13 protein-coding genes and 1 pseudogene are annotated in these 15085 nt (G+C 73.6%); 7 read left to right on the top strand and 7 right to left on the bottom strand.

The features are described from left to right. Window positions 1–51: 51 nt before the first annotated feature. The 7 genes from hpaE to ACETWP_RS01150 form a co-directional block, all read right to left on the bottom strand. On the bottom strand, window positions 52–1557 hold the full coding sequence (gene hpaE, locus ACETWP_RS01180; RefSeq protein ID WP_373970352.1) for a 5-carboxymethyl-2-hydroxymuconate semialdehyde dehydrogenase: 1506 nt from the start codon (window positions 1555–1557) through the stop codon (window positions 52–54). 58 nt (window positions 1558–1615) lie between these two features. Continuing rightward, window positions 1616–2284, bottom strand: a complete 669-nt coding sequence (locus ACETWP_RS01175) for a GntR family transcriptional regulator (protein ID WP_373970351.1) — start codon at window positions 2282–2284, stop codon at window positions 1616–1618. Beyond that, a complete protein-coding gene (locus ACETWP_RS01170; RefSeq protein WP_373970574.1) occupies window positions 2285–3742 on the bottom strand; it encodes a fumarylacetoacetate hydrolase family protein in 1458 nt (485 codons plus the stop codon). It abuts the gene before it with no gap. Window positions 3743–3973: 231 nt separating this feature from the next. Beyond that, entirely contained in the window at window positions 3974–4786 is an 813-nt protein-coding gene (locus ACETWP_RS01165; RefSeq protein WP_373970350.1) for an alpha/beta fold hydrolase, read from the bottom strand. Between the two features lie 3 nt (window positions 4787–4789). After that, a complete protein-coding gene (locus tag ACETWP_RS01160) occupies window positions 4790–5119 on the bottom strand; it encodes a biotin/lipoyl-containing protein (RefSeq protein WP_373970349.1) in 330 nt (109 codons plus the stop codon). Further along, window positions 5112–6077, bottom strand: a complete 966-nt coding sequence (locus tag ACETWP_RS01155) for an alpha-ketoacid dehydrogenase subunit beta (RefSeq protein WP_373970573.1) — start codon at window positions 6075–6077, stop codon at window positions 5112–5114. Before ACETWP_RS01155 ends, ACETWP_RS01160 begins: the two co-directional genes overlap by 8 nt. 130 nt (window positions 6078–6207) lie before the next feature. Continuing rightward, window positions 6208–7239, bottom strand: a complete 1032-nt coding sequence (locus tag ACETWP_RS01150; RefSeq protein ID WP_373970348.1) for a thiamine pyrophosphate-dependent enzyme — start codon at window positions 7237–7239, stop codon at window positions 6208–6210. A 206-nt stretch (window positions 7240–7445) separates the two neighbouring features. Here ACETWP_RS01150 and ACETWP_RS01145 point away from each other — a divergent pair, with 206 nt between their 5' ends. From ACETWP_RS01145 to ACETWP_RS01115, 7 genes and pseudogenes are all read left to right on the top strand, one after another. Beyond that, window positions 7446–7919, top strand: coding sequence for an Lrp/AsnC family transcriptional regulator (locus tag ACETWP_RS01145; RefSeq protein ID WP_373970347.1), 474 nt, complete (start codon window positions 7446–7448; stop codon window positions 7917–7919). Between the two features lie 177 nt (window positions 7920–8096). Further along, window positions 8097–8810, top strand: a pseudogene (locus ACETWP_RS01140) (NUDIX hydrolase); the annotation flags it as partial. Between the two features lie 269 nt (window positions 8811–9079). Next, window positions 9080–10351, top strand: a complete 1272-nt coding sequence (gene nadA / locus ACETWP_RS01135) for a quinolinate synthase NadA (protein WP_373970346.1) — start codon at window positions 9080–9082, stop codon at window positions 10349–10351. Beyond that, window positions 10348–12021: an L-aspartate oxidase gene (locus tag ACETWP_RS01130; protein WP_373970345.1), complete on the top strand. Its 1674-nt coding sequence runs from the start codon at window positions 10348–10350 to the stop codon at window positions 12019–12021. The genes nadA and ACETWP_RS01130 overlap by 4 nt, the downstream gene beginning before the upstream one ends. Before the next feature lie 4 nt (window positions 12022–12025). Continuing rightward, window positions 12026–13009 carry a carboxylating nicotinate-nucleotide diphosphorylase gene (gene nadC / locus ACETWP_RS01125; RefSeq protein WP_373970344.1) on the top strand — a complete coding sequence of 328 codons (984 nt, stop codon included), beginning with the start codon at window positions 12026–12028 and terminating at the stop codon, window positions 13007–13009. Continuing rightward, on the top strand, window positions 13006–14157 hold the full coding sequence (locus tag ACETWP_RS01120) for a cysteine desulfurase family protein (RefSeq protein WP_373970343.1): 1152 nt from the start codon (window positions 13006–13008) through the stop codon (window positions 14155–14157). Before nadC ends, ACETWP_RS01120 begins: the two co-directional genes overlap by 4 nt. A 113-nt stretch (window positions 14158–14270) precedes the next feature. Further along, window positions 14271–15077 (top strand): transglutaminase-like domain-containing protein, encoded by an 807-nt coding sequence (locus ACETWP_RS01115; protein WP_373970342.1) that lies wholly within the window; start codon window positions 14271–14273, stop codon window positions 15075–15077. Window positions 15078–15085 lie beyond the last annotated feature (8 nt).

Here is a 15085-nt window from a genome sequence, read left to right as displayed (position 1 = left end):
TCTCCTTCGAGACATCGGAACCGATGGTGATGGTGGGATACGCGGTGGGTGTCAGGCGCCGAACTTGGGGGTGTGCACCTCGCCGAGGGTGATGTGCACGGCCTGCTGGTCGGTGTAGAAGTCGATCGAGCGGTAGCCGCCCTCGTGCCCGAGACCCGAGGCCTTGACGCCCCCGAACGGCGTCCGGAGGTCGCGGACGTTGTGGCTGTTGAGCCACACCATGCCGGCCTCCACGGACTGCGCGAAGGTGTGGGCGCGCTTGAGGTCGTTGGTCCACACGTACGCCGCGAGCCCGTACTTGGTGTTGTTCGCCAGGGCCAGCGCCTCCTCGTCGGTGTCGAACGGGGTGATCGCGACGACCGGCCCGAAGATCTCCTCCTGGAAGATTCGCGCGTCGGGCGCGACGTCGGCGAACACGGTCGGCGCGACGTAGGAGCCGTTCTCCTGGCCCGCGGGCAGGTGATCCGGGCGTCCGCCGCCGGCGAGCAGCCGGCCCTCGGTCTTGCCGAGTTCGACGTAGGACATCACCTTGTCGTAGTGCTCCGGATGGACGAGCGCCCCGACCTGCGTCTGCGGGTCGTGCGGGTCGCCGACGACGATCCGCTTCGCCCGCTCGGCGTAGGCCTCGCAGAAGCGGTCGTAGATGTCCCGCTGGACCAGGATGCGCGACCCCGCGGTGCAGCGCTCGCCGTTGAGGGAGAAGACGCCGAACAGGGTCGAGTCGATGGCGGCGTCGAAGTCGGCGTCGGCGAAGACGATGGCGGGGGACTTGCCGCCGAGCTCCATGGACATGCCCTTCAGGCCCGCGGCGCAGTTCCGGAAGATCGTCTGGCCGGTGGTGGATTCGCCGGTGAAGGAGATCAGCGGCACGTCCGGGTGCTTGACCAGCGCGTCGCCGGCGGATTCGCCGAGGCCGTTGACGAGGTTGAACACGCCCTCGGGCAGCCCGGCGTCCTCGAAGATCCGCGCCCACAGCGACGCGGAGAGCGGGGTGAACTCGGCCGGCTTGAGCACCACGGTGCAGCCGGACGCGAGCGAGGGGGCCAGCTTCCAGGACTCGAGCATGAACGGGGTGTTCCACGGGGTGATGAGTCCGGCGACGCCGATGGGCTTGCGGTTGACGTAGTTCAGCTGCGAGCCGGGGACCTTCAGCGCCGTGTCGTGCTGCGCGACGATCAGGTCGGCGAAGAACCGGAAGTTCTCGGCCGCGCGCCGCGCCTGCCCCCGCGCCTGGGTGATGGGCAGCCCCGTGTCGAAGGTCTCCATCTCGGCCAGGCGGTCCTCCTGGGCGACGACGGCGTCGGCGATGGCGTAGAGCACGGCGGCCCGCTCGCGCGGTTTCATGCGCGGCCACGGGCCGTGGGCGAACGCCTCGCGGGCCGCGGCGACGGCGGCGTCGACGTCGGCCTGCTGGCCGGACGCGGCGGTGGCGTAGGGCCGGTTGGTGACGGGGTCGAGGACCTCGAAGGTCTCGCCGCCGACGGAGTCGACGAAGGAGCCGCCGATGTAGTGCTGGAGGTGGGCGGGCAGGTTGTCCGGGACGTAGTGGCCGGTCATGGTGGTCCTTCCGGGAGGGTTGTTCGGGTCTGCGCTGCAGGGGTTGCGGTCGTGGGGTTCAGATCGCGGACGGCGGGTGGCCGCCGGCCGCGAGGTAGGCGTTGAGCGTGTTGGTGCGGTGGGCCCGGGCGGCGCGCTCGATCTCGGCGGCGGGGGCCCGGGCCTCCAGCAGGTCCAGCAGCGCGTCGTGCTCCGCGACGGACTGCAGCGCCCGCCCGGGGATGTGGCTGAAGCTCGAGGCGCGCAGGGCGTTGAGCCGGGTCCAGCCGCGGTGGACGAGGTCCAGGATGTGCGGGTTGGGGCAGCGTTCGTAGACCGCGGCGTGGAACCGGTCGTTCAGCTCGGTGAAGCGCCGCGGGTCGAAGTCCGCGAGGCTGGCGCGCAGGTCCCCGTTCAGCGCCCGCGCCCGCGCCAGGTCCTCCGCGGTGAGCAGCGGGGCGGCCAGGGCCGTGGCCGCCCCCTCGATGACGGAGAGTGTCTGCATGGTGTGCAGGTACAGCTCCGTGTCGACGCCGGCGACCGTGGCGCCGACGTTCGGCTCGAACGCGACCAGCCCCTCGGCCTCGAGCCGGCGGATGGCCTCGCGGACGGGGACGGTGCTGCAGCCCAGCTCGGCGGCGATGGTGCCGAGGACCAGGCGGTAGCCCGGGACCAGCTCCCCGGCGGAGATGCGCCGGTGCAGCAGCTCGTACGCCCGCTGCGACTTGCTCGCCGTCGCGGCAGGCATCTACCGGCCCCGCTCCGCGGCCCATTGGTCGTACCGGGCGCGCCACTGCGGGTTCATCGGATAGAGGCCGTCGACGCTGTTGCCCTCCCCGACCATGGCGAAGATGAACTCCTCCTCGGCCTCTTGGCGGATGCACTCGTCGGCGAGCTCCTCGGCGATGGCCGGGGGAACGACCAGGATGCCGTCGCTGTCCGCCACGATGATGTCGCCGGGCTGCACCGTGGTGCCCCCGCAGGCGATGGTGATGTCCGTGTCCCACGGGATGTGCCGCCGGCCGAGGACCGCGGGGTGCGGGTTGGAGAAGAACGTGGGCATGTCCAGCCCGGCGACGGCGGTGAAGTCGCGGACTCCGCCGTCGGTGATGATGGCCGCGGCGCCGCGGACCTGGGCGCGCAGGCCGAGGATGTCCCCGACCGTGCCGGTCCCCTTCTCGCCGCGGGCCTCCATGACGAGGACCTCGCCGGGGTTGACGGAGTCGATGGCGCGCTTCTGCGCGTTGAAGCCGGCGCCGTGGGTCTTGAAGAGGTCCTCGCGGTTGGGCACGTACCGCAGCGTGCGCGCCAGTCCCACGACCTTGGAGCCCGGGCGGGTGCACTGCAGCCCGTCGATGCTGACGTTGTTCAGCCCGCGCTTGCGCAGGTTGGCGGAGAGGGTGGCGGTGGCCACGGACTCGAGCTTGGCCTTCAGTGCGGGGTCGAGCCCCGGCGTGGGCACGCCGGCGGCCTCGGCGCTGCCGTAGGCGTCGACGCGGTCCGCGTCGGTGAGGCGCGGGCCGTTGCCGAAGCCGGCGAACGGCGTCTGGCCCTGCGTCACCGGGGTGCTGAGGCGCCCGGTGCAGAGACCGGCCGCGGGTGCGTCCACCTCCACCTCGACGACGTCGCCCGGGACGACGACGGAGGAGCCTGCGGGGGTGCCCGTGAGGATGATGTCGCCGGGGTGCAGCGTCATCAGCTGGGAGAGGTCGGCGACGATGCGCGGGAGGTCGAAGAGCAGCCCGGCCGTCGTGTCCTCCTGGACGGTCTCCCCGTTGACCCAGGTGCGCAGGCGCAAGCCGGCGGGATCGACGGACGAGGCCGGGATCAGCCGCGGGCCGACGGGTGTGAAGCCGTCGCCGGACTTGGAACGGACGTTCGAGCCCTTGTCCGCGTATTTCAGGTCGTAGACGCCGAGGTCGTTGCTGGCGGTGACCCAGCCCACGTGCCCCCAGGCGTCGTCGGGCAGCACGCGGCGGGCCGTGGTGCCGATGACCAGCGCGATCTCGCCCTCGAAGGCCAGCAGCTCGGTGCCGGCCGGCCGCTCGACCGGGGTCCCGGACAGGCTGAGCGAGGACGCGGCCTTCATGAAGTACGACGGGTGCTCGGGGATGCGTCCGCGCTGCTCGGCGCGCGACCGGTAGCTCAGGTGGACGGCGAGGACCTTGCCCGCGCCCTCCAGCACCGAGGCGTCGACCGGGCGGATGTCGGATTCCCTGGCGTCGGTGCCCTGGGTCACGGTTCCTCCTATGATGTACGAAATCGTATACGATCCAGTGTGACCCCGGTCTCGCGCGCTGTCAAGGGCGCCGTCGCACGGACACGCGGATCCCGGACAGCCGGGACCCCATCGCCCGGAGGGCCGGCAGCCGGGGGCCCTGCGCGCGGGCCGCGGCACCGGCCCGCGCCCCGACCGGGTCCGGCCCGCGTCGACCGGTCAGCCGTTGAGGAAGGCGAGGGCGCCCTGCTTGAAGGCGCGGGAGGTGATGGCGTTCGCGTGGGTCCGTGCGGGGAGGATCAGTTCCTCGACCCTGGTCCTTCGGTCGCGGAGCAGGCGTCCGAGCTCGGGCAGTGACACGGCAATCTCGTCCCGCTCGCCGGCGACCAGCAGGACCGGCATCGTGGGCACCGTGTGGGCCGGGTCGAAGGGCTCGGACTTCACGGCCTCGACCATGCTCATGAGGGCGAAGAGGTCGTTGTCCGGCACCAGGCGCGCCATGCGCACCAGATCCGCCGTCGACGGGTCCGCTATCGGGGACCCGTCGGCGAGGTGGCGCTGGGCCGCGGCCAGGTCGAAATCGGCCAGCGGGTCGTGTGCGGCGGGTCCTCCGAGCACCATGCCGTGGACCAGCTGGGGCTGCGTGGCCCCGAACTCCCAGGCCAGCCGCGCCCCGAGGGAGTAGCCGACGACGTCGACGCCGGACCCCGGGTCGCCGTCACGCAGGGGGCGGACATGCTCGTCCTGCAGGACCTGCAGAATGTCGGCGCGGATGCGGCTGGGCGTGTACGCGTCGAGGTCCTCCGGGGCCGGGTTGCCGCCGTGCCCGGGGAGGTCGACGGCTATCACCCGGCGGCCGGCGTCGTTCAGCGCGGTGATCCAGCCGCTGGCGACCCAGTTCAGCTCCGCGGACGAGGCGAAGCCGTGCACCAGGAGCACGGGGCGGGCCCCGGCGTCGTCCTCCGCCGGGAAGACACGCACGGCCAGGCCGTTGCGGGACCCCTCCACCAGGTGCTCGTGGTGCTCGGCCACGGCCTAGTCCTCGTCCAGGTTCGCGCTCAGCCGGACGCGGCGCTTGGGCGCCGACTCCTGCGGCACCGTGCCGACGATGCCCGCGGTGTCGTCGGGGACCTCGAAGACGATCAGCGTCTCCCCGACTTCGATGGTGTCGCCCGGGCCGCCGTGCGTGCGCACGACCTTGCCGGCCTGCGGGCTGGGCAACTCCAGCGCGCTCTTGGTGGTCTCGACCTCGACGAGCGGCTGGTTGCGTTCGACCTGGTCGCCCTCGGCGACCAGCCACTCCAGGATGGTGGCTTCGATCAGGCCCTCGCCCAGGTCCGGAAGCGGGAAGGAAAGCTCAGCCACGGCGGTACTCCAATACTCGTTGAATGCCGAACAGGATGCGGTCGATGTTCGGGATGTACTCGTCCTCGAGATCGCCTGAGGGATACGGTACGTCGAATCCGGTCACGCGCTCAACGGGCGCCCGCAGCGTGCCGAAGCAGCGCTCCGTGATCAGCTGGGCCACCTCGGCGCCGAGGCCCGCGGTCTGCGGGGCCTCGTGCACGACGACGGCGCGGCGCGTCTTGGACACCGACGCCGCCAGACCGTCCGCGTCGATGGGCTTGAGCCAGCGCAGGTCGAGCACCTCGATGTCGATGCCGTCCTCCGCCGCGAGCTCCGCGACCTGCAGGCAGCGCGCCACCATGGCGCCCCACGCGACGAGCGTCAGGTGCCGGCCCTCGCGCGCCACCACGGACCCCTCGAGCGACCCCGCGCGTTCGAGGTCGACCTCCCCCTTCTGCCAGTAGCGCGACTTCGGCTCCATGAAGATCACGGGGTCCGGCATGGCGATGGCTGCCTTGAGCAGGTGGTACGCCTGGTGCGGGTTCGACGGCGACACAACCTTCAGCCCCGGGACGTGGGCGAACAGGGACTCCAGCGACTCCCCGTGGTGTTCGGGGGCGCGGATGCCGCCGAAGCTGGGGACGCGCAGCGTGACCGGCATGGGCAGGGTGCCGCGGCTGCGGTAGTTCATCCGGCCCAGCTGGCACACGATCTGGTTGACCGCGGGGTAGGCGAAGCCGTCGAACTGGACCTCGGGGACCGGGTGGAAGCCGGCCATCGCCAGCCCGACCGCGAGCCCGAGGATGCCCGACTCGGCCAGCGGGGTGTCGTAGACGCGGTCGGCCCCGTGCCGGGCCTGCAGCCCGTCGGTGATGCGGAAGACACCGCCGAGGGCGCCCACGTCCTCGCCGAAGACCATGGCGCGCGGATCGGTGGCCAGCGTCTCGTCGAGGGCGCGGTTGAGCGCCTTCTGCATCGACAGCTCGGTGCCCGTGCCCGGGGCCGCGGGCTGCGCGGCCGAGACCGAGTCGTCCCCGGGGGCGAGGTTGGCGGCGTTCTTCGGGCGCGGGTCCATGGCGGCTGCCTCCATCGTGTCGGTCGTCGGGTTAGACATGCTCGGACTCCTCGCGCCAGTTGGCCGCCTGTTCCTTCAGCGCCGCGGTGGGCTGCTGGAAGACGAAGTCGAACATCTCGGAGCCGGGCCGGGGTCCAAGCGCCTGGACGCCCAGGCGCACGCGCTCCTCGAGCTCGGCGGCGGTGGCTTTCGCGGCGGCTACGTCCCCGGGGGTCAGCACGCCCTCGGCCAGCAGCCGGGACTCGAGCCTTGCGACCGGGTCCTCGCCGGCGTCGCGGCGCTCGTCCTCGAGCGTGCGGTACCGGCCCGGGTCGTCCGAGGTGGAGTGCGGCCCGCGGCGGTAGGTCATGGCCTCCACGATCGCCGGTCCCTTGCCGGCGCGTCCGTGGGCGGCGGCAGCACGCACGGCCCGCACGACCGCGACGACGTCGTTCCCGTCCACTTGGAGCGCGGGGATGTCGTAGGCGGCGCCGCGCGCGGCGACGGAGCCGCCGGCGACCTGGCGCTCGGTGGGCACGGAGATCGCCCAGCCGTTGTTCTGCGTGAAGAAGACGACCGGGGCGTTCATCACGGCGGCGAAGTTCATCGCCTCGTGGACATCGCCCTGGGAGCTGGCTCCGTCGCCGAAGTAGGTGATCGCGACGCCGTCCTTCCCGTCGAGCCGTTGCCCGTGCGCCCAGCCGACGGCGTGGAGCACCGAGCCGGCGACGACCGCCTGGATCGGGGCGATGTGCGTCTCGGCGGGGTTGTAGAGGCCGCCGTGCCAGGTGGCCTTGTGCGTGGACATGTACTCCACCATGTCCACCCCGGCGGCCAGGGCGACGCCCATTTCGCGGTACGTGGGAAAGGCGAAGTCGCGGGCGAAGTCCAGCGCGTACGCGCTGCCGACCTGCGCGGCCTCTTGGCCGAGTTCCGGCGCGTAGCCGGGGATGATGCCCTGTCGCTGCCAGGCGATGGCCGAGGCGTCGAGATGCCGGACCTGGACCATGAGGCCGTGGAGGGCCTTCAGCTCGTCCGGCGAGAGCTCGGCGGCGTCAGGTTCCAAGCGGGGTGCGGTGCCCATGCGGCTGCTCCTTCGTTGCGGGTGGTCGGTGCCGGCGCGTTCGGCGGCCCCCCGAGGCACCGCCGACGCGCACAGGCGTTCAGGTGACCGTAGTCACTGGCCCGATTCTGCGCAATCTGGTCAGCCAGTGCTCGGCAATCTGCGCCCTTGGTGGCAGGATGTGGATGATCGGCTAGACAAATTGTCACATGACGGAACGGAGTGGAATGGTGCGATTGGATGCTCTGGACGGCAGGATCCTCGAGGCGTTCTCCGGGGATCCGCGGATGTCCGTGCTGGAGGCCTCGCGGGAGCTGGGCGTGGCGCGGGCCACCGTGCAGGCCCGGCTGGACAGGATGCGGCGCGAGCGCGTCGTCACCGGCTGGGGGCCGCACCTCTCGGCCGAGGGCCTGGGGTTCCCGGTGCGCGCGTACTGCTCGCTGGTGATCCGCCAGGACGCCGGGCACGACGCCGTCGCGGAGGCGCTTTCCGCCATTCCCGAGGTTCTGGAGCTGCACACCGTGTCGGGGGAGAGCGACCTGCTCGCGTGCGTCGTCGCCCGCTCCAACGCGGACCTCCAGCGGGTGCTGGACGCGGTGATCGCAACCGGGACGGTCCTGCGGTCCTCGTCGCTGGTGGTGCTCAACACGCCGATTCCCCTGCGGGCCCTGCCGCTGGCGCGGGCCGCCGCCGGGGCCTAACCCGCCGCCGGCCCACCGCCGCGAACCGCTGCGAACCGCCGCGCCTCCGCGATGGTCCGGCCGGCCGGGCCGCGCGGCGCAACAGTTGTGGCCGCGGGCGACGCGGCGTATCCTCACTTAAGGTCAATGTGACATTATCTTGGGCACCAGCGGGCGGCGGGGGAGGAAAAGGCAGGCATGGAGTTCGCGAACGTCTCCGAGCGCAGGGAGCTCAGCCCCGAACTGGCCGTCTCCACGGTCATCTTCGCCCTGCGCGACGACGCGGCGACCGGCCGCAAGACGCTGTGGCTGCCGCTCGTGCGCCGAACGCGCGAACCGTACCGGGGGAGGTGGGCGCTGCCCGGCGGTCCGCTCGGCGCCCGCCAGACCCTCCAGGACGCCGCGGCCCTGAACCTGCGCGCCACCACGGGGCTCGTTCCGCGCTACCTCGAGCAGCTCTACGCGTTCGGCGGACTCGACCGCTCTCCGACCCGGCGCGTCGTCTCGATCGTCTACTGGGCGCTCGTGCGCGAGGAGGACGCGGCCGGCGCGGACGCGGCGTCCGGGGACCCCACGTCCGTCCTGCGGGAGGACCCGAACATCGCCTGGTACGCCGCGGAGGATCCCGCCGTGCAGGACGGGCTGGCCTTCGACCACGCCGAAATCGTCCGCTACGCCCTCTGGAGGCTGCGCAACAAGGTGGCGTACGGTTCCATCGCCCACCGGTTCCTCGGCGAGCGCTTCACCCTGGGCCAGGTCCGGGAGGTCTACGAGGCGGTGCTGGGACGGCGGCTCGATCCGGCCAACTTCCGGCGGCAGCTGCGCGGGGCCACGGACATCGAGCCGACGGACGAGTACCTCCTCGGCGCCAGGCACCGGCCCCCGCGGCTTTACCGCTACTCCGGGCCGCCCTCCGGCACGTCGGATCCGTCGTGGGGGACGGTTCATCCGCCACCGGCCGGGAATCCGGCACCGCCACCGGCCACGGAACTCACCCCGGAACCGGAACTCACCCCGGAACCGGAACCGGAACCCACCCCGGAACCGACCCCGGGTCCCGAGCCGTCCGTGGCCCGGGACCCGTCCACGGCACTCCCGCCGTCTGCGTCCCCCGCGCGGGGCGCCCCGCCGTCCGGCGGCCAGGACTCCCCACTCCACACCGTCAGAAACAGGAAACCAGCATGAGCAGCGTCGATTCGACCATCCAGCGCCTGACCCTCGGCAGCTCCCCGGGCTCCACCTGCACCACGGACCTGGCCAAGGCCCCGTGGCATTTCGACGCCGGGGCCCCTTCCTACGGCCCGGGGTCCTCCATGTTCGACGCCGCCCCGCCGGCCACCCCGCGGCAGGGCGAGATCCCGGCCGAGTACCGGACGGCGACCGACGGGGAGCTGGAGGACCGCATCCTGGCCGCGAAGCGGACCCTCGGCGACCGGGTGGTGGTCCTTGGGCACTTCTACCAGCGCGACGAGGTGGTTCGGCACGCGGACTTCGTCGGCGACTCGTTCCAGCTGGCCAACGCGGCACTGACCCGCGACCGGGCCGAGTACATCGTGTTCTGTGGCGTGCACTTCATGGCCGAGACCGCGGACATCCTGTCGCGGGACGACCAGGCCGTGGTCCTGCCGAACCTCGCGGCCGGGTGCTCGATGGCCGACATGGCCGACGAGTCCTCGGTGGCGGAGTGCTGGGAGCAGCTGCAAGAGCTCTACGGCACCGCCCCGGACGCCGACGGCCGCGTCCCGGTGATCCCCGTGACGTACATGAACAGCTCGGCCGCGCTCAAGGCCTTCGTCGGGCGCAACGGGGGGATCGTCTGCACGTCCTCCAACGCAGCGACCGTGCTGGAGTGGGCCTTCGCCCGCGGCCAGCGCGTGCTCTTCTTCCCGGACCAGCACCTGGGGCGCAACACGGCGAAGGCCATGGGCGTCCCGCTGGAGCTGATGCCCCTCTGGAGGCCGCGCAAGGCGCTGGGGGGCAACACCCCCGCGGAGCTTGCCGACGCGCGCGTGATCCTGTGGCACGGCTTCTGCTCCGTGCACAAGCGCTTCAGCGTCCCGCAGATCGAGCGGGCGCGGGCCGAACATCCGGACGTGCGGGTCATCGTGCACCCGGAGTGCCCCATGGAGGTCGTGGACGCGGCGGACGCCGCCGGATCGACCGACTTCATCCAGAAGGCCGTGGCCGCCGCGCACCCGGGCTCCACCTTCGCGATCGGCACCGAGGTCAACATGGTTAACCGCCTCGCGGCCCAACATCCGGAGCACACCATCTTCTGCCTGGACCCCGTCGTCTGCCCCTGCTCCACGATGTACCGGATCCACCCCGGGTATCTTGCCTGGGTGCTGGAGGAGCTCGTCGCGGGCCGGGTGGTCAACCGGATCTCCGTCGCGCCGGGGACCGCGGTGGACGCGCGGACCGCCCTCGAACGCATGCTGGCGGCGCGGCCGTGACTGCGCCGGCCTCGCTGTTGGTGGTCGGGTCCGGGATCGCCGGGCTGTACGCGGCCGTCGTGGCCGCGGAGCGCGGGCATGAGGTGCGGCTGCTGACCAAGGACCTGCTCGCCGATTCCAACACCTGGTACGCGCAGGGCGGGCTGTCCGCCGTCGGGCCCGGCGGCGCCGCGGCCGGGGACACGGTCGACGCGCACGTCGAGGACACCCTGCGCGCGGGGGCGCGCCTGAACGACCCGCGGGCGGTGCGCGCGCTCTGCGGCGGCGCGTGGGCGCACGTGGAGCGGCTCGCGGCGCTGGGCGCGGCGTTCGACGCCGACGGCCGGCTCCCGGACCGCTCGCCCGCCTTCCTCCTGGGGCTCGAGGGCGCGCACACCCACCCGCGCATCCTGCGGGCCGGCGGCGACGCCACGGGCCGGGCGATCGCCCGCAGCCTGATCGCCGCGTGCCGGCGGCTCGAGTCCGAGGGTCGCCTGGCCATCGACGAGGAGTCGTTTGTCGAGTCGCTCGTGCTCGACGCCGGTCGCGTAACGGGCGCGCGCGTGCTCGCCGGGTCCCGCGCCCCGCACGCCCGCCGGACCGTGGGGGCGGACGCCGTGCTGCTCGCCACCGGGGGGATCGGCCGGCTGTATCCGTCGACGACCAACCCGGCCGGCGCGACCGGCGACGGCGCCGCCCTGGCCTGGGAGGCCGGGGCGGTCATCGCCGACGCCGAGTTCGTCCAGTTCCACCCCACGCTGGTCCCCGAGGGACCGTTCATGGTCTCCGAGGCGGTGCGCGGCGAGGGGGCCGTGCTGCTCGACGGCCACGGCGTCCGGTTCATGCCCGCGGTGCACCCGGACGCCGAGCTGGCCCCGCGGGACGTCGTCGCCCGCGCCATCCACCGCGCGCGCGCCGAGACGGGCGCCGTGTACCTCGACGCCACCGCGGTGGAGCGCTCGCGCGGCGCGGGCTTCCTCGCCCGCAGGTTCCCCGCCATCACCGCCCGGCTCGCCGAGCTGGGCCACGACCTGGCCGCGCGGCCCGTCCCCGTGGCCGAGGCCGCCCACTACTGGATGGGCGGTGTCGCCGCCGACGCCTTCGGGAGGACCACCGTGCCCGGCCTGCTCGCCGCGGGGGAGACCGCCTGCACGGGAGTCCACGGCGCCAACCGGCTCGCCTCCAACTCCCTGCTGGAGGGCCTCGTCTACGGGTGGGCGGCCGTGCAGGGCCTGTCGGCCGGGACGGGTTCCGGGACGGGTTCCGGGACCGTCCCACCGGGCGACGAGGAGGCGGGCGAAGCCGGCGGGCCGACCGCGGCCCACGGGCTGGCGTCGGTCACCGGGCTCGACACCGCGCCCGGCGAGCAGCCGGCCGACCTCGCCGCGCTGCACGGCGTCACGGGGAGCGCGCTCGCCGTCGAACGGGAGGCCGGCCAGTTGGAGGTCGCCGCGAAGCAGCTCGCGCAGTGGGGTGCGCCGCCAGTCGGGCGCGCCGGCCACGAGCTCGCGAACCTGCTCACGCTCGGCCGCGTCGTCGCGGCGGCGGCGCTCGCCCGGACCGACTCGCTGGGCGCCCACCACCGCACGGACTTCCCGCTGCCACCCGCACCCTGGGCCAGCCCGGCCCACGACCACATCCCCGCCCGGCCCAGGTTCGCCCGCCGCGGCCTCGTCAAGACAGGAAGCTGACCACATGGTCCCCAGCCACCCGCCCGCCCCCGCACCGGCACCCGCCTCGCCGCGCGTCCGGCCGACGCCCGAATCCCCGACCCCGGCGCCCCCGACGTCCCCGCACGGGTCCGACGGCGCGACCTGGCCGCCGCCGGCCCGCGTGATCGAGCGCGTCGTGGCCGCCGCGCTCGCCGAGGACGCACCGTCGGGGGACCTGACCGGGTCGGTCCTCATTCCCGCCGACGCGACCGCGCGGGCGGACGTCGTGGCGCGCGAACCCGGCGTGTGCGCGGGGCTGGCGGTGTTCCGCGAGGCCATGGTCCAGACGGATCCCGCGTTGGAGGTGCTTCCGCTGGTGGCGGACGGCGACCGGTTCGCCGCCGGCGCCACGTTGGCGACCGTCGCCGGCAACGCGCGCGCCGTGCTCGCCGCGGAACGCGTGGCCCTGAACCTCCTGCAGCGGCTCAGCGGCATCGCCACGGCCACGCGCGCCCACGTCGACGCGGCCGCCGGCACTGGGGCGCGGATCGCCGACACGCGCAAGACGACGCCGGGGCTCCGGGCACTGGAACGCTACGCCGTGCGCTGCGGGGGCGGCTTCAACCACCGGGACTCCCTCTCCGACGCCGTCATGGCCAAGGACAACCACCTGGCCCTCCTCGGCACGGGCAGCGGGCTCACCGCCTCTCTCCGGGCCGCCCGCGCCCGGCTCGGACACACCGTCCACTTCGAGGTGGAGATCGACCGGCTGGACCAGCTCGAGGCCGTCGTCGCGGCCGGAGTGGACACCGTCATGCTGGACAACTTCGGGCTCGAGGACCTGGCGGAGGGCGTGCGGCGGGTGGGCGGCCGCTGCCTGGTGGAGGCGTCCGGGAACGTGCGTCCCGAGACGGTCGCGGCGATCGCGGCCACCGGGGTCGACGTGATCTCCTCGGGGGCGCTCACGCACGGCGTCCGCGCGCTGGACCTCGGCCTGGACTTCCGCGCCGACGGGTCCGCGCCGTGATCTACCTCGACGCCGCGGCGACCACCCCGGTGCGTCCGGAGGTCCTCGACCTCGTCTGGCCGCTGCTGACCACCGAATACGGAAACCCCTCGAGCCGCCACACGGTCGGGGAGGCCGCGGCCCGGGCGCTGGACTACGCGCGGGACACCGCGGCCGGGGTGCTGGGCGTGCGGACCGGTGACATCGTCTTCACCTCCGGGGGAACCGAGTCGAACAACCTGGCGCTCAAGGGGCTCGCCCTGGCCGCCCCGCGCGGCCGGCACCTGGTCACGAGCGCCGTCGAACACTCGTCCGTCCGCGCCAGCGCGGACTACCTCGCCCGGCACCACGGCTTCGCGGTCGACGTGGTCCCGGTGGACCGTGCCGGGCGGATCGACCCCGACGCCCTGCGCGGGCTCCTGCGCCCCGACACCACGCTGGTCAGCGTCATGGCCGTGAACAACGAGGTGGGCACCATCCAACCCGTCGCGGAGGCGGCCGCGGCCGCCCGCGCCGTGGGCGCGCTCTTCCACACCGACGCGGTGCAGGCCGCCGGGTGGCTGGACCTGCGGCCGCTGGCGGCCGTCTCCGACGCCCTGAGCCTCTCCGGGCACAAGATCGGCGGGCTCAAGGGAGCCGGGCTGCTCATGCTCCGCGGCCGCCTCGAGGCCGAGCCGGTGCTGCACGGCGGGGGCCAGGAGCGTGGCCGGCGCAGCGGCACGGAGAACGTCGCCGGCGCGGTGTCCACGGCCGTCGCGCTGCGCCTGGCCGCGGAGGCCGTCGCCGCCGGTGGGCCGCAGGAGGGCTACGGCGCGTACCTGACCCGCGCCATCGTCGATGGCCTGCGCGGCGACGGCGGCGCGGCCGTCCCGGTCCCGACCGGCGACCCGGAGCGCCGCGTCCCGGGGATCGTGTCCTTTTGCTTCCCCGGCACCTCCGGCGAGGCGGTGCTGCTCGAACTCGAGCGCCGCGGCGTCGTCTGCTCCTCGGGCTCCGCCTGCCACGCCGGCTCGGACGAGCCCTCGACCGTGCTGCTGGCCATGGGCTACGACCCGGACACGGCGCTGACCGCGGTCCGGCTGAGCTTCGGCCGCGGGGTCAAGGAGGCCGAGTTGACCACGGCGGCCCGGGGCGTCGTCGCCGCGGTGCGCGCGGTCGCCGGCGGCTGAACGGCGATTCGCGCGTCGCGCGCGGGGCCCTCGGCGCGCGAGGCACTACGCTGGGACGCGTGTCCCGGCCGGCCCGTGCCGCCCCCGCCCCGACCCCCGAACGGACCCGCATCATGAAACGCACCGCCTCCACGCGGATCGCCGCGCGCGCCAACGCCGGAACGCGCCTGGTCTTCGCCGTCGCGGCCGTCCGCGACCCCGGCTACGAGGCGTTCGCCGAGGAACTCGCCGTGACCGTCGACGGGCGCCCGGTCGAACCCGAGGAGATCGCCGACCACCACGGGGGCCGTTTCCACGTGGTCGACACCGCCGAGGCGGCCGACGTCGTGCTGGAATACCGCGCCGAGGTCGCGGGCCTGGCGCGGCCCGCCCCGGTCGACGCGGCGGACCTGATCCGCTACGTGCGGCCCTCGCGCTACTGCGAATCGGACAAGCTGCTCCCGACGTCGTACGCGCACTTCGGTTCCCTGCGGGGGGAGGAGCTGGTCGTCGCGGTCCGCACGTGGGTCGGCGCGGAGCTGGCCTACGTGTCCGGTTCCTCGCGCGGCAGCGACGGCTCCGTCGACACGCTGCTGGCGCGACGCGGTGTCTGCCGCGACTTCGCCCACCTGGTGGTCGCGCTGCTGCGCGCCAAGGACGTGCCCGCGCGCCTGGCCTCCGCCTACGCGCCGGGCCTGCGGCCGATGGATTTCCACGCCGTCGTCGAGGCGTACGTCGACGGGCGCTGGGTCGTCGTGGACGCCACGGGGCTGGCCCCGCGCCAGGGCCTGCTGCGCATCGCCACGGGCGCCGACTCCTCGGACACCGCGTTCCTGTCGACGGTCGGCGGATCGCTGACGCTCCGGGAGCTGAAGGTCGACGCCGCGTGCGACGAGGAGCTCGCCGACCCCGGCGCCGACGTGCTCGTCGAGCTGGCCTAGCGGGGGTC

Origin of the sequence: Arthrobacter halodurans, assembly GCF_041877255.1 — a bacterium.
GTDB lineage: Bacteria > Actinomycetota > Actinomycetes > Actinomycetales > Micrococcaceae > Arthrobacter_N > Arthrobacter_N halodurans.
Note: the sequence above shows the minus strand (reverse complement) of the source record. Positions and strands in the feature narration are given on the sequence as shown.